We start from the raw sequence: 21,094 nt of genomic DNA, 5'->3' as shown, positions 1-21,094 counted from the left end.
CGCATATGAGAGTTGTCGTTGTTGAGGACCAGAGTTTATTCCGCCAGTTGATCGTTAAGATGTGCAGCGAAAAATATGAGGTCGTGGGGGAGGCTGGAAGTGGTCAGGAAGCATTGGACGTATGCCGTGCGACTCAACCTGAAATTCTGTTGTTGGATATTCGGATTCCTGAGCCGGATGGGATATCGGTTGCGGAAACTTTAATTGAGGAGCAGTCATCATTAAGGGTTTTAGCCCTATCTGCCAAGCTGGATAGTGTAACAGTTTTTCGATTGTTGAAATCCGGCGTGCACGGATACGTCAATAAGTTCAATGATGAGCTGGAAACTGTCATGGATGCGTTGGATGCGATTTCTCGCGGCGAACCGTATTTCTCGGAGTCCTTCTCGCAAGTCAGGGATGAGATACGCAAGAATCCCTTAGCGTTTCACAAAATATTAAGCAACAAGGAACTGGAGCTGCTGCCATTATTTTCGAAGGGCTTGGACGACTCTACCATCGGTGTGATGATCAATCTAAGTGATAAGACGGTGCGCTGGCATCGGCGTAACATCATGAAAAAACTTGAGCTGCACGCCACTACCGAGCTCATGCGCTATGGTATTGCTCAAGGGTTTTGGGACATCGACGAGAGCGCCCAAATTGATAATTAATCCAGCTTGCGGCGAAGCGCCTTCTTTTCGCCTTGTTGCTTTTTCTTCTCGATCCGGCGCTTCTGCGAGCCGCGGGTTGGCTTGGTCGGGCGACGCTTTTTTTCGACCTTCATTGCGTCCATGATGAATAACCGCAGTCGCTCCAGCGCCAGATGCCGATTCGCTTCCTGTGAGCGTGAGTCCTGTACTTTGATGACGACCTTGCCGCCATCGGTAATGCGGTAGTCATTCAGCTTGAGCAGCCGCTCCTTGTAATAGTCGGGCAGGGAGGACGCCTTTATGTCGAAAAACAGCTGCACTGCCGTCGAGGTTTTATTAACGTGCTGCCCACCGGGACCCTGCGCACGCACCATGTTCCACTGGATTTCGTGCGCGGGGATCGTGACTCTGGCGGACAGTTTTAGCATTGCTCAGGATAACTTACGGCAGTCGAGAACACCGACGCTGGCAACCCTTCTTTATTAATTTGATTTCCCGTTGGTTGTCCTTGCATGCCATCGCACACGTATTCTGGAGCGTTATCACTGCCGGTAACAATGACCTGATTGCTGGAAATTCCAGCCGACGCCATCCATTGTCAGTTCATCTCATCCGCCGAGATTGAGAAGCTATCCAGCTCAAAGCCTACAGCGTAAAACCTACAGTCTATATCCATTGGTTGATGCCACCGGCGAGAACTTAAGCAGCTCAAATTAGCCAGTGCTTTCAATTTCACAATGGCCTTGAACTGCGGCCTGTGTTTTATATAAAGAACAATAAATTTCAAATATAGAACATGAGTGTAGCAGTAGATAGCTCGATAAAGCCGGATTCGGCTCCGGCCTTAACCCGAGGCTTGGACTTACTGGCAATACTGGCCAGTGATGGGCGCTGCTCATTGGAGTTGTTGGCCAAGAAAACTTCATGGCCGAAGTCGTCGATCTTGCGCTATTTGCAGGCGTTGGAGGCGTATGGGGCCGTGAGCCGCAGTGAGGATTCCAAGCTCTGGCAGGCGCGGCAGAAGCTTTGTCCGATCGTGCCGGATGCGTCGGAGGTATTGGAGCGCGCAAGAACCCGCTTACCGAAGTTGGCGAACGATGTGAACTGCTGCGTGGAGCTCTACCGCCTGGAGCGAAACACACTGGTGCTGAGTGACCGTGCTGAGCCGGAAAACGAACTGGTCTCGCTGCGCGCCCGTATTGGCTTTGAGCGGAATTTGCAGGAACTCGACGCGACGTCGTTGATCTTCTTTGCCTTTCAGGAAACGACCGTGCCCAGCAGTGGGTCGTGGGTCTGGAATGAAGGCCGCCAAAAGAAAGTCAGCGTGCGCACCGCACAACAGCGCATCGCGGAAGTGCGGGAAAGCGGTTGGGCTCTGGACAATGATTTTAACGAATATGGCTACCGGCGCTTTGCTTACCCGATTCTCGATGGCGACACACTTGTTGGCGTGCTTGCAATTGCTCAACGACTCACACCGTTGGCCGAGCGGGAAAAGCCCCACCTGATCAAAACCCTAAAATCTAACCCGATCCCATGAACATTCTCTACATCGATATCGACTCGTTGCGGCCCGACCATCTCGGCTGCTATGGCTACCTTCGCAAGACCAGCCCGAATCTCGACGCCATTGCCGCAGAGGGCGTGCGCTTCACCAACTGCTATGCACCGGATGCGCCCTGCCTGCCTAGCCGCACTGCGATGACGACAGGGCGCTTTGGCATTCATACGGGGGTGATCAATCACGGAGGCGTCGCGTCACAGCCATTCATATGGGGCGAGGATCGTCAGTTCTCGTGCAACATGACGCAGCCAAACTGGGCCAGTCAATTTCAGAACAAGGGCTACCACACGGTGGCGTTCAGTCCGTTTGCACAGCGGCATGGCGCGTGGCATTGGTACGCAGGGTTCATGGAAATTCATAACACCGGCGGCGGAGGCCAAGAGACGGCGGATGTCATCGCGCCACAGGTCACTGATTGGATTGAGCGCAATGCCGCTCAATCCAACAAGGGCGATAAACCGTTCTTCATGTGGCTCAATGTTTGGGACCCGCATACGCCGTACCGAACGCCGGTGGACTTCGGTAATCCGTTTGCGAATGAGCCGTTGCCCGCTTGGTATGATGAAGAGGTGCGCCAGAAACATTGGCTACAGGCCGGGCCGCACTCCGCGCAAGAGGTGAACGATTATTTCCCAAAACCGAAATGGATGTATAATGGGCGTGACGCGGTTGCACTGCGTCAGCCGGACTCGATTAAAAGCATGAAGGAGGCGCGCGCGATGTTCGACGGTTATGACTGCGGCGTGGCCTACGCCGACCGCTATGTTTGCCAGATTATTCAGTCACTGAAGGAGCAGGGGCTTTATGATAACACGGCGATCATTATCTCCGCCGATCACGGGGAAAACCTTGGCGAGCTGAACGTGTATGGTGACCACCAAACCGCCGATCAGTTTACCTGCAATATACCGATGATTGTGCGCTGGCCAGGCGTTACGGACAGCCGTGCAGGCGAGTCCGATGATCGCCTGATGTATTCTATCGACATGGCCGCGACCTCGCTGGAGCTTGCCGGTATGGAAGTGCCTGAGGAGTGGGATGGACAAGGCTTCTCGCAGAATTTAAACAGCCCCAACAAGGCGCACCGTGAAAACCTGGTGGTCTCGCAGGCGGCTTGGTGCTGCCAGCGGGCGGCTCGTTGGGACGACTATATCTGTATCGAGACGTATCACGACTCTTGGCATGACTATCCGGACCTGATGCTCTTCGATCTGGCCAATGATCCCCACGAGCAAAACAACCTCGCCGACTCGCAACCGGAGTTGGTCGAAAAGGGCAAGGCCATGATCGCGCAGTGGAAGGAAGAGATGATGAACAAGTCCCGCTTCGATATCGACCCGCTGGACACCGTGCTTAGCGAAGGCGGATCGTTGCACTCAAAGACCGACCCCGTAGCCTATCTACAGCGGTTGCGTGATACCGGTCGTGCCGAAGCCGCTGACCGCCTTGCCGCGAAGCATGGCGTGGTGGAGCCAGGCACATAAACTCTGCAAGACAAAGTAACTTTGCCCAACAAAGCGCCCGGGTGAATGGCCCGGGCGCTTTGGTGTTTATTTAAAAAGTTGGACTACGCTTCAGCCGCCTTGGCGAGCGCTTCCTTCACTTGTTGGGTGATGCCGGACCAATCCTTGTTGGCGATTTGATCCTTCGTCGCGAGCCAGGAACCGCCGATGGCGAAAACTTCCTTCATCGATAAATACTCCAGCATGTTGTCCAAAGACACGCCGCCCGTGGGGCAGAACTTGATGCCGAGGTTTCCATAAGGAGCGGACATCGCCTTGAGCAGCTTGGGGCCGCCCGCTGCGCCTGCCGGGAAGAACTTCAGCCGCTCACAGCCCGCCTTGTAGGCCGCTTGAATGTCCGACGGCGTCATGACGCCTGGGATGAACGGGACGTTCTTGCCCTTGAAGTATGCGATGGTGTCGGGGTCGGTGCCTGGTGCCAGGCCAAACTTGCTGCCCGCGTTGATCGCGCGTTGGGCCTGTTCGTGAGTGACTACGGTGCCGGCGCCAACGAGCATTTCCGGAAACTTGTTCGCAATGCGCTCAATGGCGTCTGCTGCCGCCGCAGTGCGGAAAGTGACCTCGATAATGTTCAGGCCGCCTTTGAGCAGAGCATCAGCAAGCGGTTCAGCGTCGTCAGCGTGATCGATGACGATGACCGGAATGACAGGGAATTGTTCTAGATTTACCATGGCTTTAATCTTTCCATATTAAAGACGTGGCATCGTCAAGGCGCCGTCAATCATGATTACCTGACCGGTCGAGTAGGGGAAGTCACCCTTGGCGAGCGAACCCACGGCCTTGCCGATGTCTTCCGGGAAACCCCAGCGCTTGGTAACGCAAAGGCCATCGCCGATGAGCTTATCATACTTATCAGTCACGCCACTAGTCATGTCGGTCTTGATGACGCCCGGGCGAATTTCGTAAACCGGAATGTCATACTCACCGAGACGGGCGGCAAAGAGCTGCGACATCATCGCGATGCCCGCCTTGGACACGCAATACTCACCGCGGTTGGTCGAAACAACGGTTGCCGAGATGGAGCCCACGTTGATGATCGTAAAGAACTCGTCCGGCGCGGCGGCCTTTTGCTCGATCATCCAGTTGGCCGCAGCTTGGCTCAGGAAGTAGGGACCCTTGACGTTGGTGCCGACGACGTAGTCGAAGCTTTCCTCGGTCGCTTCCAGGATATCCTTACGCTCCTTCGGCGCCACGCCCGCGTTGTTCACGAGGACGTTGAGCTTGCCGAAGCGTTCCTTGATCTTACCGAGCATCGCAGCGCGTGCATCGGCGGAACCGATGTCGCCCTGGCAGTAAAGCACCTCGGCACCGAGCGCCTTTAGTGCTTCGATCGGCTCAGAAACCGCGGACTCATCACGCATCCCATTGATGGCGACGTTGAACCCGAGTTCAGCAAGCTTGGCGGCGCAACCGAAGCCAATGCCTCGGCTGCCGCCAGTGATGAATGCTACAGGCTTGCTCATGACTAGGCCTTCAGTTCCGGCAGTTCCAACCAGCGACGCTCCTCGCTGCTCTTCAAACCATATTCAGCAAGCTGCACACCCTTGGCGCCTTCGAGCAGGTTCCAGCGGAACGGCTCGTCGAGCACCACGTGGCGTAGGAACATTTCCCACTGAATCTTGAAAGCGTTGTCGTAGGTTTCCTGTTCCGGAACTTTCTGCCAGCCGTCGAAGAAGTTGATCGGGTTTTCGATGTCGGGATTCCAGACCGGGCGTGGCGTGTTGCCATAGTGCTGGGTCCAAACGTCGCGCAGGCCGACGATCGCGCTGCCCTTGGTGCCGTCGATTTGCATGGTCAGCAGGTCGTCGCGGCGGACGCGAACATTCCAAGATGAGTTGAAGTGGCAGACGACGCCGTTTTCCAGCTCGAAGGTTGAGTAGGCGGAGTCGTCAGCGGTGCACTTGTAGGGCTTGCCTTCTTCGTCGATGCGCTCGGGGATGTGCGTTGCGGCGAGGCAGGACACTGCCTTTACCGGGCCAAAGAGGTTGTCGATGACGTAACGCCAATGGCAAAGCATGTCGATGATCATGCCGCCGCCGTCTTCCTTACGATAGTTCCAGGACGGGCGCTGGGGCGGCACGGTGTGGCCTTCGAAGACCCAGTAGCCGAACTCGCCGCGGACGGACATGATGTCGCCGAAGAAGCCGTTTTCCATGAGGCGCTTGGCCTTCACGAGGCCGGGCAGCCAGAGCTTATCTTGAACCACACCGTTCTTCACGCCGGCGTCGCGGCAAATTTCGTAAAGCTTGTGCGCGTCTTCGGTGGTGATGGCGGTCGGCTTTTCACAGTAAACGTGCTTGCCTGCGGCAGCGGCCTGCTTGACGGCGTCGAAGCGGCGCAGCGTGCTTTGGGCGTCGAAGTAGATCGGGTAGGCCGGATCATTCATGACGCTGTCCAAGTCTGTTGTGTACTTGGTGACCGAGGTCTTCTCAATGAGCGTCTTGAGCTTTACTTCATTGCGGCCGACAAGGATCGGATCGGGCATGATGACTTCGGTCGGGGAGACCTTAACGCCGCCTTGCTTGATGATCGCGTCGATGGAACGAAGCAGATGCTGGTTGGTGCCCATGCGTCCGGTGACGCCGTTCATGATGATGCCGATGGTGTGTGTTTTCATTTTAAGTTCGAATGTTTGGAGGTTGGAAGTTGGAAGGTTTAGACGTGGGTTTTGTAAGCGCTGATGATTTTTTCGAGATACTCGTCTTGGTCAGTTGCCCAGTGGCGGGTGGAGAAGACTTCGACTTCGATCGGGCCGTCGAAACCTGCGGCTTCAACAAGCTCGCGGATGCCACGGTTATTTATGCAGCCTTCGCCCATCAGGCCACGGTCGTTGAGCATGTCGGCGGTGGGGGTCATCCAGTCGCATACGTGGAACCCTATAATGCGCTTGCCCGCGCGCTTGATTTCCTGCTCGAGCTGCGGGTCCCACCAGATGTGGTAAACGTCGGCCGCGATGCCTACCCACTCGTCGCCGAGTTGGTCGATCATGTCATTGCACTGGCCGATGGTGTTGACTGCGCTGCGGCAGTCGGCATACATCGGGTGCAGGGGCTCGATGGAAAGCTTCACGCCGACCTTGCTTGCGTGGTCGATCAGCGAGCCAATGCCTTCGGTGATCTGCTTGCGGTTCTCGGTGATGCTCAGTTCGGGCTTGGCGCCGCAGACCAGCACGACTTGTGGCGCGCCCACGGCGGCAGCTTCGTCGAGTGCCTTGATGTTGTCATCGTAGGCAGCCTGCTTTTCGGCGGCGTTGAGATACGGATAAAAGCCGCTGCGAACGAGCGACACCGCCTTGAGGCCGTGGTCGTCGAGCATTTGTTTGGACTCGGCCAGTGGGCGGCCGTCGAGCCATTGGCGCCAGAGGCCGACGCCGGGCACGCCGGCGGCGGAATACTTGGCGCAAGCCGTGGGGAGGTCCCAGGGCTTGGTGGTCATCGTGTGGATGGCAAGTCGGTCGAGGTTGTCCATGAAAGTTGCGAGTTATGAGTTACGAGTTCGCGAGCGTGGGGAATTAAGCGTCGGCGACGAGTTGCTTGAGGATCTTGGCGTCGTCGCGGAATTGGTCGGGCGTGTCGCCGGCGACGAATTCCGTGATGATGTAGCGGTCGCCTTCGGCCTGCTTGATGAGCTTCAGGTATTCGGTCCACGGGGCGATGCCGTCAGCGAGCGGCAGCTTGTCACTCCAGCCGCCGGGGCCCCAGTGGAAGCAATGGACGTGGGCGAGATGAGGCAGGGCGGCTTTGAGCTGGACGAGGTCGTCTTCCAACGTGCCGCCGGAGCGCGGCTGCCAGTAAAGCTTCAGCTCGGGCAGGCCAACTTCGGCGAGGAGCTGATGCGCGGAAGCCTGCGTGTCGGTCAAAGTGCCGCCGTGGTATTCGAGGCCAATGGTGATGCCCGCCGCTCTTGCCGCAGTGACGGCCTTGCGCAGCGATTCGGCCACCTCGGCGCGGTAAGACGCGTCGGCGTCATTGGAGCCCTTGCGGCCAGCCCAAACGCGAACCACCGTAGCGCCCAATGCTTGCGCGGTGGCGAGGTCGCCATCGAAGTCACCAGCTTCGATATCGCAACGGTAATACGAACCATACGACTGGCAGTCGATGCCAGCAGCGTCGCACTTGGATTTGATTTCGTGGGCGACTTCGATTTCGCCGGGCTTGGCGTGGACGTCGCCGCCCCATTCAATGCCGTCGATGCCACACTCTTTAACGAGCGCGATGATTTCATCGACGGACAGCGGACGGAAGGTGATGGAGGTTAGGCCGGTTTTTAACATAGGTTCGAAGGTTTGAATGTTAGAAGGTTCGAAGGTTTTTGCAGGGCTCTGGTTCTATACTTTCGAACCTTCACACCTCCGAACTTTCGAACGTTTTCCGCCTTAAGCGAAGAACGTATAATAAGGCTTTTCGTTAATCAGGCGCTGCAGGTAGACCGCGAGCTCCATCGCGTGGTAGTCGCCCCACATGGAGGACTCGCCACGGGCGGCCTTGCCGGCTTCGGGCTTGTGGTCCCAGCCGTTGGGCTCGTGGTAAATGGAGTGCAGGATGAGGCCGTGGTGCTTCGGATCGGTCGAGAGGTAAGGCTCGCTGAAGAGGCTGGACGCCATCTTGATGCCGGCCTTGGTGTATTTCTCGGCGCTAGTGGCGTCGCCCTTGGCTTCGAAGTATTTGCCGAGGCGGAACATGCCTTGTGCACTGATCGCGGCGGCGGAGCTGTCGACCGGCTCGTAGGCGTTGTAAGGATCGGCCGGGCGGTCCATGTAATCACCGAGCAAGTGCAGCTTCGGCGCGCCGGTGTCCCAGTAAGGAATGCCGCAGACCGGCGTGTTTTCGATGCAGTGGTCGGCGGTTGCGGTGGCGGCCTTGAGCATCATGCCTTCGATGGCTTCGCGGCCACCGAACTCGGCGAGCTCTTCGTCGGAGAATTCCTTGAGCAGCTCCAGCTCTTCGGCGAAGCCGACGATTGCCCAGGACTGACCACGGGTCCACGTGGAGAACCCGGTGTAACCCTGCTGGCTGTTGGGGCAGCGGTAGGCGCCGTCCTTGGTGTTGAAGATCGCTTCGTGCGTCGTGCGCCCGCGCTCGTCGTAGCTGTCGCGGCCTTCGCCGTAGAACACGCTGTACTTCGCGGTGGACTCTATGTGCTGGAGCGCGCGGTCGAGCAGGTTGATCGGCTTGTCGCCTTCGCCCATCAGCACATGGCCGAGGCGGTGCGCGACCATGAGGATGCGGCAACTGCGGATCGTGTCGACGAAGAGCGAGTGCGGTCCGTTGAACGAGTGGATGAAGCCGCCGCCCTGGCGATTGGTCCAACGGGCAGCCTGCACCGCGCCGGATACCTTAATCGCGAGCTCGTAGAAATTGCGCTCCCAAACATTCTCGGGGATGCGGCCTTCGAGCATGAGGCGGCGCAGATTACCGTAAGTCGACAGGTTGTTGAAGCCGTGGTCGTGCACGCCGATGTGGCTCACGTGGTTGGCCATCTTGTCGACGGTGCGCTTGCGGCCGGAGGCGAGGCTTTCCTCGTCGCCCGTGGCGTCAAAGTGGAGCACGGAAATGCCGTAGCGGAAACCTTCGGTCCACTCGGTCCAACCGCGGGTGGTGTATTTGCCTTCAACGGTGAAAACCGGCGAGCCCTTGGCGTCGTCGTATTCGGCGTCGATGGCATTGATCTTGGTCTTGGCCAAGTTGAAGAATTGATTGAGCTGCGGCTCGAGAGACTTGAGTTCGGGAGCGGATTTTAGGTCGATCATGGGATTTTAAATGTTCGAAAGGTTCGTAGGGTTCGAAAGTTCGTAAGGGTTCGAGGGTGGGGAGGTTGCGGGGGTGGTTTAGAAGCGGTGGGATTTGTTGAGGTGGATGATGGTGATCTCGCTGTCTTCGAGGATCTCGTAGGTGTGCTCGAGGGCGGCGTCGAATTTGAGCGCCTGGCCGGGCTCGAGGAGGTGCTTTTCGCGGGGGAGGTTGATCTGCATTTTGCCGGACTTGAGCCAGCAGATTTCAAAGTCGTCGCCGTGGGCCTCGGGCTTGGAGAGCTGGGCACCGGCCTTGGCCGTGGCGTGGTAGCACTGGATGCCCTTGAAGTCGACACGGTCGAAGTCGAATGGGCCGGAAATGTAGCTCTCCTGATCTTTTTTGGTGGCGGAGCAGGACTCGGCGAGGTTGAGCAGATCGGTCGCGGAGAGGCCAAACACCCGCGCGAGGCGGTAAAGGGTGTCGAGCTCGATCATGTTCTGGTTTCGCTCCAGTTTGGAAAGGCCGGCAATGGTGATGCCGCAGAGCTTGGAAACGTCCTCCAGCGTCATGCCGGCGCGCTTGCGCATATCGCGAACGACGGAGAAATCGAGGGTGGTTTCGTTGGAGGCCATGAGTAACGGGGTTGAGCGTATTAGAACAGGTTTTATTTATTTTTAAAGGCAAAAAATGCATAAATATTTATCTTTAGAGCAATACTAAGGCGCCGTGGCCGCGCCGACGGCCACCAATGGGCGGCGTGGGTGCTCTCGCTGTGCGGTGGCTCGAAACAACGGGCTTGCCGGCCGCGCAATGCGTGCAAAACCAGTCGGCAAGCAGCTTTCAGGGCGCGAAAATAGAGCTCTGCCAGTCAAAATTATGGCTCGTCCACTCGAATTTATTGCTCGTCCACTTGAATATATGGCTCGTCCATTCGTCTGAATTGCTCGTCTAGACGCCTGTATTGCAAGGAAAGTCAGATTTATGGCTCGGCCATTCAAATGTATGGCGCCAATAGTGGCATTGATGTGTCATTGGCGTGCAGTTTGAGTGATGCAGGCGCAAGAATGAGTCGTCGCAGCAAGACATGTTTAAGCGTGGGCGTTAGGGCCGAGCGCCAAGCCAGGTGTTTATGTGGGGCGGCCAACTGGCGGCAACGGACGGTTGAGGGCAACCGTCCCTACCAATTCGAGAATTATATTCAAGTTGGGTGGGTGACGCTTCGCGTCTTGCTTACGGGACGAAAAGTTAGGCAAACCGCATAGCAATGTACTTTGTAGCGGGAGAAATTTGTCTAAGTCCGCCACGCTTGCCGAATTCATTTCGAATCTGTCTTTAACCACTCGCCAGGTTCATGCAATCTGCCTGAATCTGCCCAAACCGTCTTTCAATCTGCCGCAAACCCTGTTCATTCCGGCTGAATGGCCCGCAATTCTGCCTCGATGATTGGGCATTGCTGCCTGCCTGCCTTGGATGAGGTGTCGGGGCACAAAAAATCCGCCAGGAAAGGCGGATGTTTCGGTGGAAAGGTTTCCTTCGTAGGGTGGGCGACTGCTTAACGTGCTTGCAGGCGGACTTTGCCCAGCTCGACCTTGCGCGATTCGTCCATGACGAACGTTACGTGCTTGAGCGGGACGTCCTCATCGGCCTGGACGAGGATGTTGGGCTTGTTTTCCTGGCGGGCGGCCTCGGTGAAGGCCGACTTGATCTCGTCTTCAGTGACGATTTCGTTGTTCAGGTAAAAGGTTCCTTCGGTGGTGATGCCAATGACGATCTGCTCAACTTCGCCGCTTTTGCCGGCGGTTTCCATTTTTGGCGGGGTGATGTTGAGCACGTTCATGTTGCGGAACTGCATCGTCATCAGGAAGAAGAAAATGAGCACGATCAACACGTCGATCAACGGCACGATGTTGATCTCGGCTTTGCGGCGTGGTCGGAGGCGTTTCATGGAAGGAAGAAAAAAGTAAAAAGGAAAAAGATTAAAGTTTCAGAGTGGTGGGTTGGATTCTCTAAAGGAATGAACGTCGTGTCGGCGCTTTTTCCTTTAATCTTTTTCCTTTAATCTTTCTGGCCCTTGGCCAGATCCACCATGCGCTCGACGCCGACGAAGAGTTGCGCGGTGAGGAGGTCGACGCGGCGGTTTAAATAACTGGCGCCGACGAGGGCCGGGATCGCGATGGACAGGCCGAGCATGGTGGTGGTCAGCGCCATGGCGATGCCTTGCATGAATTGAGTCGGGTCGGGCATGCCGGAGCTGGGGTCGATGCCGCTGAAGACGTCGATGAGGCCCGTCACCGTGCCGAGCAGGCCGAGGAGCGGCGCGGCACCGACAACGATGTCGAGGATGAACATGCCGCGCTCGAGGCGGGCGGTTTCCAGCGAGGCGAAGGCCTTGAGCGCCTCGGGGTCCGGCCGGTTGAGCTGGTAGAAGAATAGAATGCGGCCTGCGGTTGAGTCGTGGTCGCCCTCGAGCTCCAGCACGTCGCCCTTGACGAAGCTATCGACGATCGACTTCGGGAGGATCTTCGAACTGCGCAGTGCCACGAGACGTTCCACGAGGATGAACACCATCAATATTGAACACAGCGCCAGCGGATAGAGAAACCATCCCGCTCCTTGCAGTAAATTGGTCATGGAGTAGGGACATTGACCCTCAACGCCCGGCTAGCAATGAAAATTTTCGCCGAAGCGTGATGCGGGCGGGTTTTGAGCGATTCCTATATTTTTGGCTTGGGCACCGAATGGGCTTGTCTAGTGTGGCGGGTTTGTGGCGCGATCAGTGCCCGCCGGAAACTCCAATTTTTTAGAAACCTTGAATCTGCCTAACCTGCTTAGCCTGTCGCGTATCGCGTTCCTGTTTGTGATCGCGGCGCTGCTGTTTGCGGAGTTTCCCTATGCTAAGCTGTCGGCGCTGGTGCTGTTTATTATCGCGGCGATTACGGACTGGGCGGACGGCTGGGTGGCGCGCCGCTTTAATATGATCACCGACTTTGGCAAGCTGATGGACGCACTGGCGGACAAGGTGCTGATGGTCGGTATGTTTGTGATTCTGATCACGATACCGGGCTTCATGCCGCGCTGGAGCCTCTTTCTGGTGCTGCTGATCATCGGCCGGGAATTCCTCATCACCGGGCTGCGTTTGGTGGCGGCGAGTCGAGGCGTGGTGCTGGCGGCGGAGAAGGGCGGCAAGATCAAGACCGTCTTTCAAATTCTCGCAGCGAGCATTCTGCTGCTGGTGTTGTCCCTCGCGCAGGAAATGGGCGCGAGCAAGGGCGTTGTCGACGGCTTTTTCTGGGCTGGCATGGGGCTCTTCATCATTGCCACTGGGCTGACGGTGCAATCCGGTGGCACCTATCTGGTGAAATACTGGTTCCTCTTCAAGCCACCGGAAGATGGCGACAAGCATGTAAAATAGATGAACCCCGATAAATGGCATCCCTGGACGGCGTTTGTGCCGAGCCCGATTGTGACGAACCTGGCCACGCTTGGCCCGCTGGGCTACCTGGGCAAAGCGCCGGGTACCAATGGCTCGGTGGCCGGGGTGATCCTCTTCACGGTGATGTTTTATCCACTGTCGCCGCTGGGCTATCTGTTGATGCTGGCACTGTGGATTTATCTTTCCATCGCGTTTTGCGGGGAGGCGGAAAAGCGTCTCTTTAAGCGGGACCCGGGCGAAATCATCCTCGACGAAGTCGTGGCACTGCCGGTGTGTTTTATCGGCTTGCAGCCTGAGATTGCCGCCTGGGGCGGCTGGGCATGGCTGATCCTGCTGGCGGGCTTTGGGCTGTTCCGCCTTTTCGACATCCTGAAGCCGCTGGGCATTAAGCAATTGCAATTCATGCCGGGCGGGTTGGGCGTTGTTGCCGACGATCTGGCCGCGGGGGTGGCGACTTGTATTTGCCTGCACTTGCTGGTATGGCTGGGCGGACCGTATATTCTTTAACCATCCACTGTCATGCATCGCCTTCTCCTCCTTTCGACGCTCCTCGCCGTGTGGGTGCTAACCGGCTGCGCGAACCTCGAAACCAGCGAACAAGAGCTGGACTATTCCACTAAGATGAAAGCGCAGCAAGCCGACCGCGAAGCCGAGCAACAAAGCATCCGCACCTCCGGTTTTCAGAACTACCACGACCAGCCCGCGCAAACGCGTTTCTAAGGCCAAGGTCTCATCAGTTTAGCGCAATCCCGTTGTGGCAACTTTGCTGAGGGCTGCGTGTCCGCTCGGCTTACCGTGGTACGCTGCCCAAGAGCGCTAACTTATCCGGATTGCGGTGGACGTAGATGCTCTGGATCTTGCCATCGACGATTGACAGGCTGAAGGCAGAGTGCGGTTGGCCGGCATCCGCGAGCATGAGCGCCGGCAGGCCATTGAAATGGCCGTAGTGCGCCACGCGCTGTTCGCCGCGCCTGCGCGCCTTGGCGAACACGCCCTGAAAAAAGCGGCTGACTTTATCCTGCGATTCGATGACGCGGCGTGCGGAAATCGCCTTACCGCCACTGTCGCTGACAAGGGTGGCGTCCTCCGCGAGCATATCTTTGAGCGCCGCCAGATCACCTGCGTTGCAGGCGGCCAGAAAGGCATCGAGCAGCGCCTGGTGTCGCGCGGGATTCAGGTCGAAGCGTGGGCGCTTGTCGCGGATGGACGCCCGGCCACGCGAGGCGAGCTGGCGACAGGCGACGGTCGATTTACCCAGGGCCTCGGCAATCTCGTCGAAGGTCAGTCCGAATACATCGTGGAGCAGGAAGGCCGCGCGCTCGGCCGGGCTGAGGCGCTCCATAGCGATCATCAGTGCGATGGTTACGGTGTCGTCGAGCATGGCCTGCTGGTCGGGGGCGGATTCCTCGATGAGCCAAGGCTCGGGCAGCCAGGGGCCGACGTAGGTTTCGCGGTTGCGCTGAGCGGACTTCAGGCGATCCAGAGCGAGCCGGGAAGCGGTTTTCAGCAGCCAGGATTTCTCGGAACGCAGCTCGCCCCGGGGGCGTTTTTGCCAACGCAAGTAGGTGTCCTGAGCGATGTCCTGCGCATCCACGCGAGAGCCCAGCATGCGATAGGCCAGGCCCTCGATGGAGGAGCGGTATTGTTCAAATTGATCGCCGTCCATGGCTTTACTCGAAATCGAATTGCATCAAATGACAGCTCTCATAGTACCCGAGTGCGCGCTTGGTGCGAGGAAACATGTGTGCTGCCGTGACCACGAGTGCGATCTCGATCAGCGCGGCCTCGCCATACTTATTGCGCAGGCTTTCGCGGAGCTGGTCCGTCTCGGCGTTGTATTCTTCGAGCGAGTAAACGAAGCGTGTGACCTCCTCCAGCTCGGCTGGCAGCGGCTTGCCGCGCACCACGGCTTCGACGACTTCCCGGCGGACGCCGGCTTCCAGTGCCAGCCGAATCGACAACTGCAGGCAGGCACCGCAGTCGCTCTGTTTGAAGCCTGCCAGCTTGGCGACGAAGAAAACATCGAGCGGTGCGTGCTGTCGGCAATTGGCCAGTGCGATTACGCCCTGAAACGCCTGTAGCGCCTCCGGATGGTGATCCAGCATGTGCCGCATGTAGCTGATGTCGTAATCGTATTGGTTGGAGTAGGCGTCGAGGCCTGCGCGGATTTGATCGAGGGTTGGGTCGGTGTCTATTGTTTTCATCACCCGATACGACGAGCCAGTCGCCGAAAGTGTGACATGCGGCGAAAACTTTTTCACCCTGGCAAGTTGTTACTCTTCGGCGAGAATCATTTCTTTCGTTTCTTCCGCCACGGGAATGTTATAGGCGTCCCACTGAACTTCAGCGCCAGCCTCGTTCAGCAGGTCGCGTGAGTAGGCGACTAGCTCCGCAGTGAATGGGTTGATGTCGGCGCGGCAAAAGCGGTGGTCCTGCGCATCCTCACGGCAGAGAAATTTAAAGCCCAGTGATTGGTAAAAAGTCAGCGATGTTTCGAGCGCGCAAAGCGTGATGAGGAAAGGATCCCGGTTGATTGGCGGTAGGCCGAAACGGGCAAAGCTCATGGTGGTGCCGATGCCTTTGCCGTGATAGTCCGGGTGAACCAACCCATACGCGAAGCCCAGAACATTTTCATTACACCAATGCACCCCGCATGTCGCAACCGGGGTGGAATTATGCTCGGCAATGAGCGTTAACGTCATGCCGCTACGCAGCGAATCCTGATAGATCGGCAGATGCCCCTTAGGGACGCCATGTGGGATATTTTTCTCATGCAGACTTTCGCAGAAGGCGAAGTCTTCTTCGTTGAGCGCGGGGCGAAATGTCAGCGGGAGAATTCTTTGACGCACCCGGGAGTGCTTCCAGGGGTAGCGCGTATCAAATATATCCTTCAGCCAGCCCATGGATGTGACTTTGGTCTAAACCAAGTCCGGTGCGCTGGGATGCTTGGCCAGCCAATCGAGGGCGTAGAGGTAGCCGTTGAGGCCGAGGCCGGTGATGACGCCCTTGGCCAGAGGCGCGGTGTAGGAGTGCTTGCGAAATTCCTCGCGCGCGTAGATATTGGAAATGTGGACTTCGACGAAGGCCAGATCGCTGCTGGCGATGGCGTCACGCAGGGCAACGGAGGTGTGGGTGTAGGCGGCACCATTGAGCACGAAGCCGTCAAACTTGTCCTCCGCCCAATGGTGGATCTTCTCGACCATGTCGCCCTCGTGGTTGGACTGGAAGCAATCGACAACCACACCAAGCTCCTCGGCCTTGGCCTCAATCAGGTCTTCGAGGTCAGCCAGCGTCTGCGAACCGTAGATGGCGGGCTCGCGTTTGCCGAGTCGGTTCAGGTTGGGGCCGTTGAGGATGCCGAATTTCATGAGGGGAAGGTAGAGGAAAAAGATTAAAGGAAAAAGGAAAAAGGGTGGGCGTATTTTAAACAGCTAAGGGCTCATTCAATTCAACTGACTTACCGTCTTAACATAGCTTTCTGGCCGAACTTTAATCTTTAATCTTTTTCCTTTAATCTCCCTCGCTACGCGAGCGGCTAAAGCGGACAACCGGTGTCGATGAACTCCCAGTCGAGGCTGAACTTTTCCGCAACATCGGCAGCGAGAGCGCTGACGCCAAACGTTTCCGTGGCGTAGTGGCCGCCGAGGTAGAGGTTGATCTCCTCCTCCTGGGCGATGTTAAAATGCTCCTGCTTGAGCTCGCCGGTGATGAAGGTATCGATGCCGCGGCTTTTCAGCTCGGGGATCGCTGAGCGACCGCTGCCAGTGAGGATGCCCACGCGGCGGATGTTGGCCGGGCCGGCTTCGATGCACGTCAGGGTGTCGGGGAACAGCTTTTGCAGCTTGTCCTTGAGGTGGTCGCGGTGGCCGTCAGTCGCCGGGGCGGTCACGGCGATATCGTGCCCCTCGTAGCGAACGAAGCCGCCATCGACCTTGAGGCCGAGCTTGCGCGCAAGGATGGCGTTGTTGCCGATCTGCGGATGGCAGTCCAGCGGCAGGTGTGAGCTGTAAACGGCGATGTTGTTGGCCAAGAGCACGAGGAGTTTTTTGCGGAGCTGGCCAACGATCGGCGCAGGTTTGTTCCAGAACATGCCGTGGTGAACGATTAGGAAATCGATCCCTTTATCGGCCGCCATTTCAAAGGGGATGAGGCCGGCGTCGACCGCAGCACCGACTTTACCCACGTCGCCGTGGTTCTCGAATTGCAGGCCGTTCATGGCACCTGGGAAGTCTTTAATCTCTTCGCGGTGCGTGCGTTGATCACAGTATTCGACGATGTCTTTCAAGCGTGCCATGGCTGGGAGGAAATAGGCACGGCGCGACGGGTTAAAGTTTAAAATGAATCTGCGATGCGGGGTGGCGAGGAGTAGGGCCTCTTTAGCGGTAGGTTGCTGGGGGGGATGCGGTGAGTTTACTGCGCCGCTATTTCCTTGATTCGCGTAAAGGGCGGGGCATGCTCTTGCTATGCGCCGCGCTATCTACCCAGGCACTTTTGATCCCATCACCAATGGGCACCTCGACGTGCTCGCACGAGCCAAGCTACTCTTCGACGAAGTTGTGGTGGCGGTGGCCCCCAACGATCCCAAGAGCCCGATTTTTACGCTGGATGAACGCGTGGCACTGGTGAAGGAAATTACCGCCGAGATGCCCGGAGTCAGCGTCCAGTTGCTTCAAGGCCTGACGGTTGATTTCGCTCGGAGCCTGGGCGCGGTGGCGCTGGTGCGTGGCTTGCGGGCGATTTCCGACTTCGAATACGAGTTTCAAATGGCGCAGATGAACCGACACCTTGCCGACGATATTGAGACAATTTTCCTCATGCCCAACCAGGAGTATTTCTACACGAGCTCCAACATTGTGAAAGCCGTGGCGAACTTCGATGTCGACCGTATTGAGCACTTTGTGCCAGCCCGCGCGATGGAAGCTCTGCGCGAAAAATACCCCTCTCAGGCGTAACCGGGCGCATGCGATACCTGGCGATATTTTGGGGCCTTGGCGGCGTCTTTTGCATCATTGGCAGCGCGGTGTTCCGCCTGACGCCCTACGTGGTCGAGGCGTATTCCGACCAGTTGACACTTTTCCAATGGCTGATCACGATTGGCTGGTCGGTCTTTATGCTGGTCGGCGAGGGCTATCGCGGCTTTCAGAAGCAATTTTCTCCGCGAGTGGTCGCGCGAGCCAAATACCTTTCGGAGAACCCGAAGCCACTGCACGTGCTGCTGGCACCACTGTTTTGCATGGCGTTTTTCCATGCGACCAAGAAGCGCAAAATAGTGACCTGGAGCCTGACGACCGGCATCATCATCCTGATTATTCTCGTCCGCCAGCTGCCTCAGCCTTGGCGCGGGATCGTTGATCTCGGCGTCATTCTAGGGCTGGCTTACGGCTTGTTGTGGATCGTAATTTTCGCCGTAAAGTGCTTTGGCGGCGGGAAGTTCGAGGTCGACCCGGAGGTTCGCTAGGGGCGCGTAAAGAATACCTCGAAGCAGAACCAGCCGATCATTGCAACGGCGATAGCAAACTTCATCGCGAAGGAAACCAGCCCACCGACGACGGTGCCAAAACCGGCCTTGCCCCCTTCTTTAAAGGTGCGCCCGGCGGACAGCTCACCAAGCACGGCACCAATGATCGGCCCCAGGATCAGGCCTGCGATCGTGCCAATGCCTGGAATCAGGGACAAAAGCAGCGGACCGAAGATTGCCCCGAGCAATGCGCCAACGCCGCCGCGCCAAGTGCCACCGAATTTTCGAGCGCCGTAGTAGCTTGCGATGAAATCCAATAACTGCGCCAGGATGACGAGCCCGGCTGTGCTCAAAATATAGACCAGCCCAACGCCGCCCTCGGGCACCCAAAGCCAGTAAATCAACGCGCCAAGCCAGACCACGAAGCAGCCAGGAATCACCGGCAGCAGCGAGCCTAGCAGCCCGATAAGGAAAATCAGGAAGGTCACGCTGAGCGCGAGCCAATGGTGTTCAATTTCCATGATGAACGTTTAGTTTGCCAGAGGGCGTAGCTTCATGGCCAGCTCACGTTCTCGATCCTGATACAGGGCCTCTGGCGCGGGGAGGGCATCGGTATAGCCAGTTGCGGCAAGGCTTAGCCGAACAAATGGGGGCATGATTTCGTATCCCGTAGGTGGAATCGTGCCGAGCAACTCACGCGCTAGCTCCGGTTGGCCGGACTGCACGTAGGTAAACGCAAGCACTACGTAGTATAGGGCATCGGTTGGATATTCCATGACCAGTCGCTCGCCCTGGATGCGGCAGGCATCCAGATCTCGCTGATAGAGTGCTTTTAGGTAGATCAGGAAAAGCTGGTTGGAGGGATATTGCTTGAGCGAATCGATTGGCATTTGCTGGATGAGTTTGCTGACGTTTTCGTCCGTGCCGTGCCGGTAGGCGTAGTCAATGCTCTGAATCGTGGTGACTGGATTGCCCGGAAAATAACGAAAGAGCAGATTGTAGAACTCCATTTTTTGGTCCGGCGTGCCAATTGCCGTGATGATGCGCTGCATGTAATCCAAATCGCCCGGCTCAGTGGCGAAGTCGATACTCTGCTGCAGGAGGAATGAATACCGCTGGAAGTCTCCTTGTTCTCCGGCGAAAATGGCGCGCCAGAAGTCACGATCCATCGGGCTCAATTCAGCAGCTGAGCTCTCTGCGAGGGCCATGGCTGCGGCGAGGTCAGGCTCTGCGCCGAGAAGCAGTCTTTCGATGCGAAAGTTGATCGGCGCAGATTGGTCTTCCTCGGCTTGGTCCAGTATTTCGTAAAGGCCAAAATGGCAGGCAATTTTAATGGCGTCCAGTTGCTCACTGTATTCTTGGGCGTCATACTCAGCCAAGAGGGCGTCTATGGCCTGCTGCCTGGAGATCAGGCCCTCCTCCATGGCCAGGCAGACTGCGATGGCGATGTAAACGCTTTCGACTTCTTCCTGTTGGCGCAGGGCTTCGATCAGCCGGGAGTAATCGATGCTTTCGCGGACTTCATCAGACAACGTGCGCGCATTTGAGAGGATGAGGCGCTGGAGCGCGTAGCCGGATTCATCCGTGCGATAAAGATTTTCCTGGAGGTGCTTCCGCGTGCGCTCGATTGCGCCGGGCTCGTTGGTGTTGATGAGGTTAGTGGTTAGGACTTCGTGCACCATGGGGCCGTCTTCACCGCGTTTGAAGGCTTGTTGGGCGAGCTTGATCGCCTCCAAGCGGCGCCCTACAGACATCAGCAGTCGTAGCTGACCTTCTGTGATTTGATCGCTGTCGGGATAGCGCTCCTGCAGCATGCTGAGGTACTTCGTGCCCGCCTGAGGGCTTTGCAGATATGCGGCAATTTCAATGACTTTTGCTAGCGATTCCTCAGTGTAATTCTCTTGCTTTGCCTTGCGCTCTACCCACCAGAGAGTCTCCGGGGAGCGAAGTTCTTCGGATAGTTCGATGATCAGGTCGAGCGCCTCTTCGTTGTCGAGGGCCAGCATCGCCGCGGCGCGGCTTTTCCAAAATGCTTTTTCTGTCAGGCCCTCCTCGCGCAGCGCCAGCGCCTCTTCGAGCATCGATTGGCTGCGGATCTCCTTACTGTAGCGAATCGCCCATGGGCCGAAAATAACTGCCGCCATGCCGCTGATGAAAATGACGCTCAGGCAGAGCTTTACCCACCAGCGTGTATCGAGGAAACGGTAAAGCAGGAGCATCCCATGGTCTAGTGCCCGATCGACCAGCTCCCGGTAGCTGCCCCAGGCTTCCGCACAGGCTGCGCGGAAGGACATTTCCCGCATGATTTGAAACAGCTTCCACAGCCAGGCAACGAAGCGAAAGGGGGCCCGGATGAGCCAGAGGATAAAATCCCAAATGACGGCCATACTCGCCAGTAGGCCCATTCTCATGCGTTCAGCCTGCTCCCGTCGATCCGCCTGAGCGGCTTTGGCCCGTTCGCGGCCGGAGCCAAACCAACTGGTAATCTCATGCCAGGTATGGTCCAGTGTATCGAGTAAGCGGATGAAGCCATCGCGCAGGCCAAAGCGCAGGAAATGCCAGATGTCGGCGAACCAGTTGCCTATCAACCAGAAAATGTATCGTAGCTTGCTCGGGTTATCGTCCATTTATGCGTTATCCATACTTGCTGATGTCGGCAATCTTGTCAGCCGCTAATTCGTGAAAAAGAGGTGTTCTTCAATTTCCATGGCAATCCCAGCTGACCTTTCGCGTCTCGTGAACGATGTCGAAG

At 57.2% G+C, this 21,094-nt stretch carries 25 protein-coding genes; 8 read left to right on the top strand and 17 right to left on the bottom strand.

The genetic code is table 11. From position 1 onward, the window contains the following. The first annotated feature begins 5 nt into the window (after positions 1–5). Positions 6–653 carry a response regulator transcription factor gene (locus tag O3S85_RS06330; RefSeq protein WP_269538968.1) on the top strand — a complete coding sequence of 216 codons (648 nt, stop codon included), beginning with the start codon at positions 6–8 and terminating at the stop codon, positions 651–653. Here the strand turns inward: O3S85_RS06330 and arfB are convergent. Continuing rightward, on the bottom strand, positions 650–1,060 hold the full coding sequence (gene arfB, locus O3S85_RS06325; protein ID WP_269538967.1) for an alternative ribosome rescue aminoacyl-tRNA hydrolase ArfB: 411 nt from the start codon (positions 1,058–1,060) through the stop codon (positions 650–652). The two genes, O3S85_RS06330 and arfB, sit on opposite strands and share 4 nt — an antisense overlap. A 368-nt stretch (positions 1,061–1,428) precedes the next feature. Between arfB and O3S85_RS06320 the strand changes: the two genes are divergently transcribed. Both O3S85_RS06320 and O3S85_RS06315 read left to right on the top strand, forming a co-directional pair. After that, a complete protein-coding gene (locus O3S85_RS06320) occupies positions 1,429–2,172 on the top strand; it encodes a helix-turn-helix domain-containing protein (protein WP_269538966.1) in 744 nt (247 codons plus the stop codon). Next, positions 2,169–3,680 carry a sulfatase family protein gene (locus O3S85_RS06315; protein WP_269538965.1) on the top strand — a complete coding sequence of 504 codons (1,512 nt, stop codon included), beginning with the start codon at positions 2,169–2,171 and terminating at the stop codon, positions 3,678–3,680. The genes O3S85_RS06320 and O3S85_RS06315 overlap by 4 nt, the downstream gene beginning before the upstream one ends. A gap of 83 nt (positions 3,681–3,763) precedes the next feature. Here O3S85_RS06315 and O3S85_RS06310 read toward each other — a convergent pair whose 3' ends face one another. From O3S85_RS06310 to O3S85_RS06270, 9 genes are all read right to left on the bottom strand, one after another. Beyond that, entirely contained in the window at positions 3,764–4,390 is a 627-nt protein-coding gene (locus O3S85_RS06310; protein WP_269538964.1) for a bifunctional 4-hydroxy-2-oxoglutarate aldolase/2-dehydro-3-deoxy-phosphogluconate aldolase, read from the bottom strand. Between the two features lie 18 nt (positions 4,391–4,408). Beyond that, on the bottom strand, positions 4,409–5,182 hold the full coding sequence (locus O3S85_RS06305) for a 3-ketoacyl-ACP reductase (RefSeq protein ID WP_269538963.1): 774 nt from the start codon (positions 5,180–5,182) through the stop codon (positions 4,409–4,411). A 2-nt stretch (positions 5,183–5,184) separates the two neighbouring features. Next, the gene (locus O3S85_RS06300; protein WP_269538962.1) at positions 5,185–6,336 is read right to left on the bottom strand and encodes a Gfo/Idh/MocA family protein; all 1,152 of its coding nucleotides are present in this window, start codon (positions 6,334–6,336) and stop codon (positions 5,185–5,187) included. 38 nt (positions 6,337–6,374) lie between these two features. Then, complete coding sequence (locus tag O3S85_RS06295; RefSeq protein ID WP_269538961.1) at positions 6,375–7,187, bottom strand: sugar phosphate isomerase/epimerase family protein; 813 nt, start codon at positions 7,185–7,187, stop codon at positions 6,375–6,377. 43 nt (positions 7,188–7,230) lie between these two features. Continuing rightward, complete coding sequence (locus O3S85_RS06290) at positions 7,231–7,992, bottom strand: sugar phosphate isomerase/epimerase family protein (protein ID WP_269538960.1); 762 nt, start codon at positions 7,990–7,992, stop codon at positions 7,231–7,233. Between the two features lie 102 nt (positions 7,993–8,094). Continuing rightward, positions 8,095–9,468 (bottom strand): glycoside hydrolase family 88 protein, encoded by a 1,374-nt coding sequence (locus tag O3S85_RS06285; RefSeq protein ID WP_269538959.1) that lies wholly within the window; start codon positions 9,466–9,468, stop codon positions 8,095–8,097. Between the two features lie 78 nt (positions 9,469–9,546). Beyond that, complete coding sequence (locus tag O3S85_RS06280) at positions 9,547–10,083, bottom strand: helix-turn-helix domain-containing protein (protein WP_269538958.1); 537 nt, start codon at positions 10,081–10,083, stop codon at positions 9,547–9,549. A gap of 920 nt (positions 10,084–11,003) precedes the next feature. Then, positions 11,004–11,396, bottom strand: coding sequence for an ExbD/TolR family protein (locus tag O3S85_RS06275; protein WP_269538957.1), 393 nt, complete (start codon positions 11,394–11,396; stop codon positions 11,004–11,006). A 110-nt stretch (positions 11,397–11,506) separates the two neighbouring features. Next, a complete protein-coding gene (locus tag O3S85_RS06270; RefSeq protein ID WP_269538956.1) occupies positions 11,507–12,004 on the bottom strand; it encodes a MotA/TolQ/ExbB proton channel family protein in 498 nt (165 codons plus the stop codon). A gap of 256 nt (positions 12,005–12,260) precedes the next feature. On the opposite strand from O3S85_RS06270, the gene pgsA reads away from it, so the two are divergent. From pgsA to O3S85_RS06255, 3 genes are read left to right on the top strand one after another with little or no spacing between them, the layout of a single operon-like run. Then, complete coding sequence (gene pgsA / locus O3S85_RS06265) at positions 12,261–12,863, top strand: CDP-diacylglycerol--glycerol-3-phosphate 3-phosphatidyltransferase (RefSeq protein ID WP_269538955.1); 603 nt, start codon at positions 12,261–12,263, stop codon at positions 12,861–12,863. Continuing rightward, a complete protein-coding gene (locus O3S85_RS06260) occupies positions 12,864–13,391 on the top strand; it encodes a phosphatidylglycerophosphatase A family protein (RefSeq protein ID WP_269538954.1) in 528 nt (175 codons plus the stop codon). Positions 13,392–13,403: 12 nt separating this feature from the next. After that, entirely contained in the window at positions 13,404–13,604 is a 201-nt protein-coding gene (locus O3S85_RS06255; protein WP_269538953.1) for a hypothetical protein, read from the top strand. Positions 13,605–13,674: 70 nt separating this feature from the next. Here O3S85_RS06255 and sigJ read toward each other — a convergent pair whose 3' ends face one another. From sigJ to O3S85_RS06230, 5 genes are all read right to left on the bottom strand, one after another. Next, positions 13,675–14,550, bottom strand: a complete 876-nt coding sequence (gene sigJ, locus O3S85_RS06250) for an RNA polymerase sigma factor SigJ (protein WP_269538952.1) — start codon at positions 14,548–14,550, stop codon at positions 13,675–13,677. A gap of 4 nt (positions 14,551–14,554) precedes the next feature. Next, positions 14,555–15,088 carry a hypothetical protein gene (locus tag O3S85_RS06245; RefSeq protein ID WP_269538951.1) on the bottom strand — a complete coding sequence of 178 codons (534 nt, stop codon included), beginning with the start codon at positions 15,086–15,088 and terminating at the stop codon, positions 14,555–14,557. A gap of 69 nt (positions 15,089–15,157) precedes the next feature. Beyond that, entirely contained in the window at positions 15,158–15,787 is a 630-nt protein-coding gene (locus O3S85_RS06240; RefSeq protein ID WP_269538950.1) for a GNAT family N-acetyltransferase, read from the bottom strand. Positions 15,788–15,802: 15 nt separating this feature from the next. Further along, a complete protein-coding gene (aroQ, locus tag O3S85_RS06235; protein WP_269538949.1) occupies positions 15,803–16,252 on the bottom strand; it encodes a type II 3-dehydroquinate dehydratase in 450 nt (149 codons plus the stop codon). Between the two features lie 167 nt (positions 16,253–16,419). After that, positions 16,420–17,178 (bottom strand): Nif3-like dinuclear metal center hexameric protein, encoded by a 759-nt coding sequence (locus O3S85_RS06230; RefSeq protein WP_269538948.1) that lies wholly within the window; start codon positions 17,176–17,178, stop codon positions 16,420–16,422. 169 nt (positions 17,179–17,347) lie between these two features. Here O3S85_RS06230 and coaD point away from each other — a divergent pair, with 169 nt between their 5' ends. Together coaD and O3S85_RS06220 are read left to right on the top strand one after the other, a co-directional pair. Beyond that, the gene (coaD, locus tag O3S85_RS06225) at positions 17,348–17,836 is read left to right on the top strand and encodes a pantetheine-phosphate adenylyltransferase (RefSeq protein ID WP_269538947.1); all 489 of its coding nucleotides are present in this window, start codon (positions 17,348–17,350) and stop codon (positions 17,834–17,836) included. 8 nt (positions 17,837–17,844) lie between these two features. After that, positions 17,845–18,342 (top strand): hypothetical protein, encoded by a 498-nt coding sequence (locus tag O3S85_RS06220; protein WP_269538946.1) that lies wholly within the window; start codon positions 17,845–17,847, stop codon positions 18,340–18,342. On the opposite strand, the gene O3S85_RS06215 is transcribed toward O3S85_RS06220, so the two are convergent. Both O3S85_RS06215 and O3S85_RS06210 read right to left on the bottom strand, forming a co-directional pair. Further along, entirely contained in the window at positions 18,339–18,863 is a 525-nt protein-coding gene (locus O3S85_RS06215) for a DUF456 domain-containing protein (protein WP_269538945.1), read from the bottom strand. The two genes, O3S85_RS06220 and O3S85_RS06215, sit on opposite strands and share 4 nt — an antisense overlap. Before the next feature lie 9 nt (positions 18,864–18,872). Beyond that, positions 18,873–20,969: a hypothetical protein gene (locus O3S85_RS06210; RefSeq protein WP_269538944.1), complete on the bottom strand. Its 2,097-nt coding sequence runs from the start codon at positions 20,967–20,969 to the stop codon at positions 18,873–18,875. Positions 20,970–21,094 lie beyond the last annotated feature (125 nt).

It is taken from the genome of Cerasicoccus sp. TK19100, from assembly GCF_027257155.1.
Taxonomy (GTDB): domain Bacteria; phylum Verrucomicrobiota; class Verrucomicrobiia; order Opitutales; family Cerasicoccaceae; genus Cerasicoccus; species Cerasicoccus fimbriatus.
The sequence above is the reverse complement of the archived record's forward strand: the minus strand, read 5'-3'. Positions and strand labels throughout refer to the sequence as shown.

Coding starts and splice junctions, on each gene's coding strand:
- O3S85_RS06330 (WP_269538968.1), top strand. CDS start 6: ATGAGAGTTGTCGTTGTTGAGGACCAGAGTTTATTCCGCCAGTTGATC.
- arfB (WP_269538967.1), bottom strand. CDS start 1,060: ATGCTAAAACTGTCCGCCAGAGTCACGATCCCCGCGCACGAAATCCAG.
- O3S85_RS06320 (WP_269538966.1), top strand. CDS start 1,429: ATGAGTGTAGCAGTAGATAGCTCGATAAAGCCGGATTCGGCTCCGGCC.
- O3S85_RS06315 (WP_269538965.1), top strand. CDS start 2,169: ATGAACATTCTCTACATCGATATCGACTCGTTGCGGCCCGACCATCTC.
- O3S85_RS06310 (WP_269538964.1), bottom strand. CDS start 4,390: ATGGTAAATCTAGAACAATTCCCTGTCATTCCGGTCATCGTCATCGAT.
- O3S85_RS06305 (WP_269538963.1), bottom strand. CDS start 5,182: ATGAGCAAGCCTGTAGCATTCATCACTGGCGGCAGCCGAGGCATTGGC.
- O3S85_RS06300 (WP_269538962.1), bottom strand. CDS start 6,336: ATGAAAACACACACCATCGGCATCATCATGAACGGCGTCACCGGACGC.
- O3S85_RS06295 (WP_269538961.1), bottom strand. CDS start 7,187: ATGGACAACCTCGACCGACTTGCCATCCACACGATGACCACCAAGCCC.
- O3S85_RS06290 (WP_269538960.1), bottom strand. CDS start 7,992: ATGTTAAAAACCGGCCTAACCTCCATCACCTTCCGTCCGCTGTCCGTC.
- O3S85_RS06285 (WP_269538959.1), bottom strand. CDS start 9,468: ATGATCGACCTAAAATCCGCTCCCGAACTCAAGTCTCTCGAGCCGCAG.
- O3S85_RS06280 (WP_269538958.1), bottom strand. CDS start 10,083: ATGGCCTCCAACGAAACCACCCTCGATTTCTCCGTCGTTCGCGATATG.
- O3S85_RS06275 (WP_269538957.1), bottom strand. CDS start 11,396: ATGAAACGCCTCCGACCACGCCGCAAAGCCGAGATCAACATCGTGCCG.
- O3S85_RS06260 (WP_269538954.1), top strand. CDS start 12,864: ATGAACCCCGATAAATGGCATCCCTGGACGGCGTTTGTGCCGAGCCCG.
- O3S85_RS06255 (WP_269538953.1), top strand. CDS start 13,404: ATGCATCGCCTTCTCCTCCTTTCGACGCTCCTCGCCGTGTGGGTGCTA.
- sigJ (WP_269538952.1), bottom strand. CDS start 14,550: ATGGACGGCGATCAATTTGAACAATACCGCTCCTCCATCGAGGGCCTG.
- O3S85_RS06245 (WP_269538951.1), bottom strand. CDS start 15,088: ATGAAAACAATAGACACCGACCCAACCCTCGATCAAATCCGCGCAGGC.
- O3S85_RS06240 (WP_269538950.1), bottom strand. CDS start 15,787: ATGGGCTGGCTGAAGGATATATTTGATACGCGCTACCCCTGGAAGCAC.
- aroQ (WP_269538949.1), bottom strand. CDS start 16,252: ATGAAATTCGGCATCCTCAACGGCCCCAACCTGAACCGACTCGGCAAA.
- O3S85_RS06230 (WP_269538948.1), bottom strand. CDS start 17,178: ATGGCACGCTTGAAAGACATCGTCGAATACTGTGATCAACGCACGCAC.
- coaD (WP_269538947.1), top strand. CDS start 17,348: ATGCGCCGCGCTATCTACCCAGGCACTTTTGATCCCATCACCAATGGG.
- O3S85_RS06220 (WP_269538946.1), top strand. CDS start 17,845: ATGCGATACCTGGCGATATTTTGGGGCCTTGGCGGCGTCTTTTGCATC.
- O3S85_RS06215 (WP_269538945.1), bottom strand. CDS start 18,863: ATGGAAATTGAACACCATTGGCTCGCGCTCAGCGTGACCTTCCTGATT.
- O3S85_RS06210 (WP_269538944.1), bottom strand. CDS start 20,969: ATGGACGATAACCCGAGCAAGCTACGATACATTTTCTGGTTGATAGGC.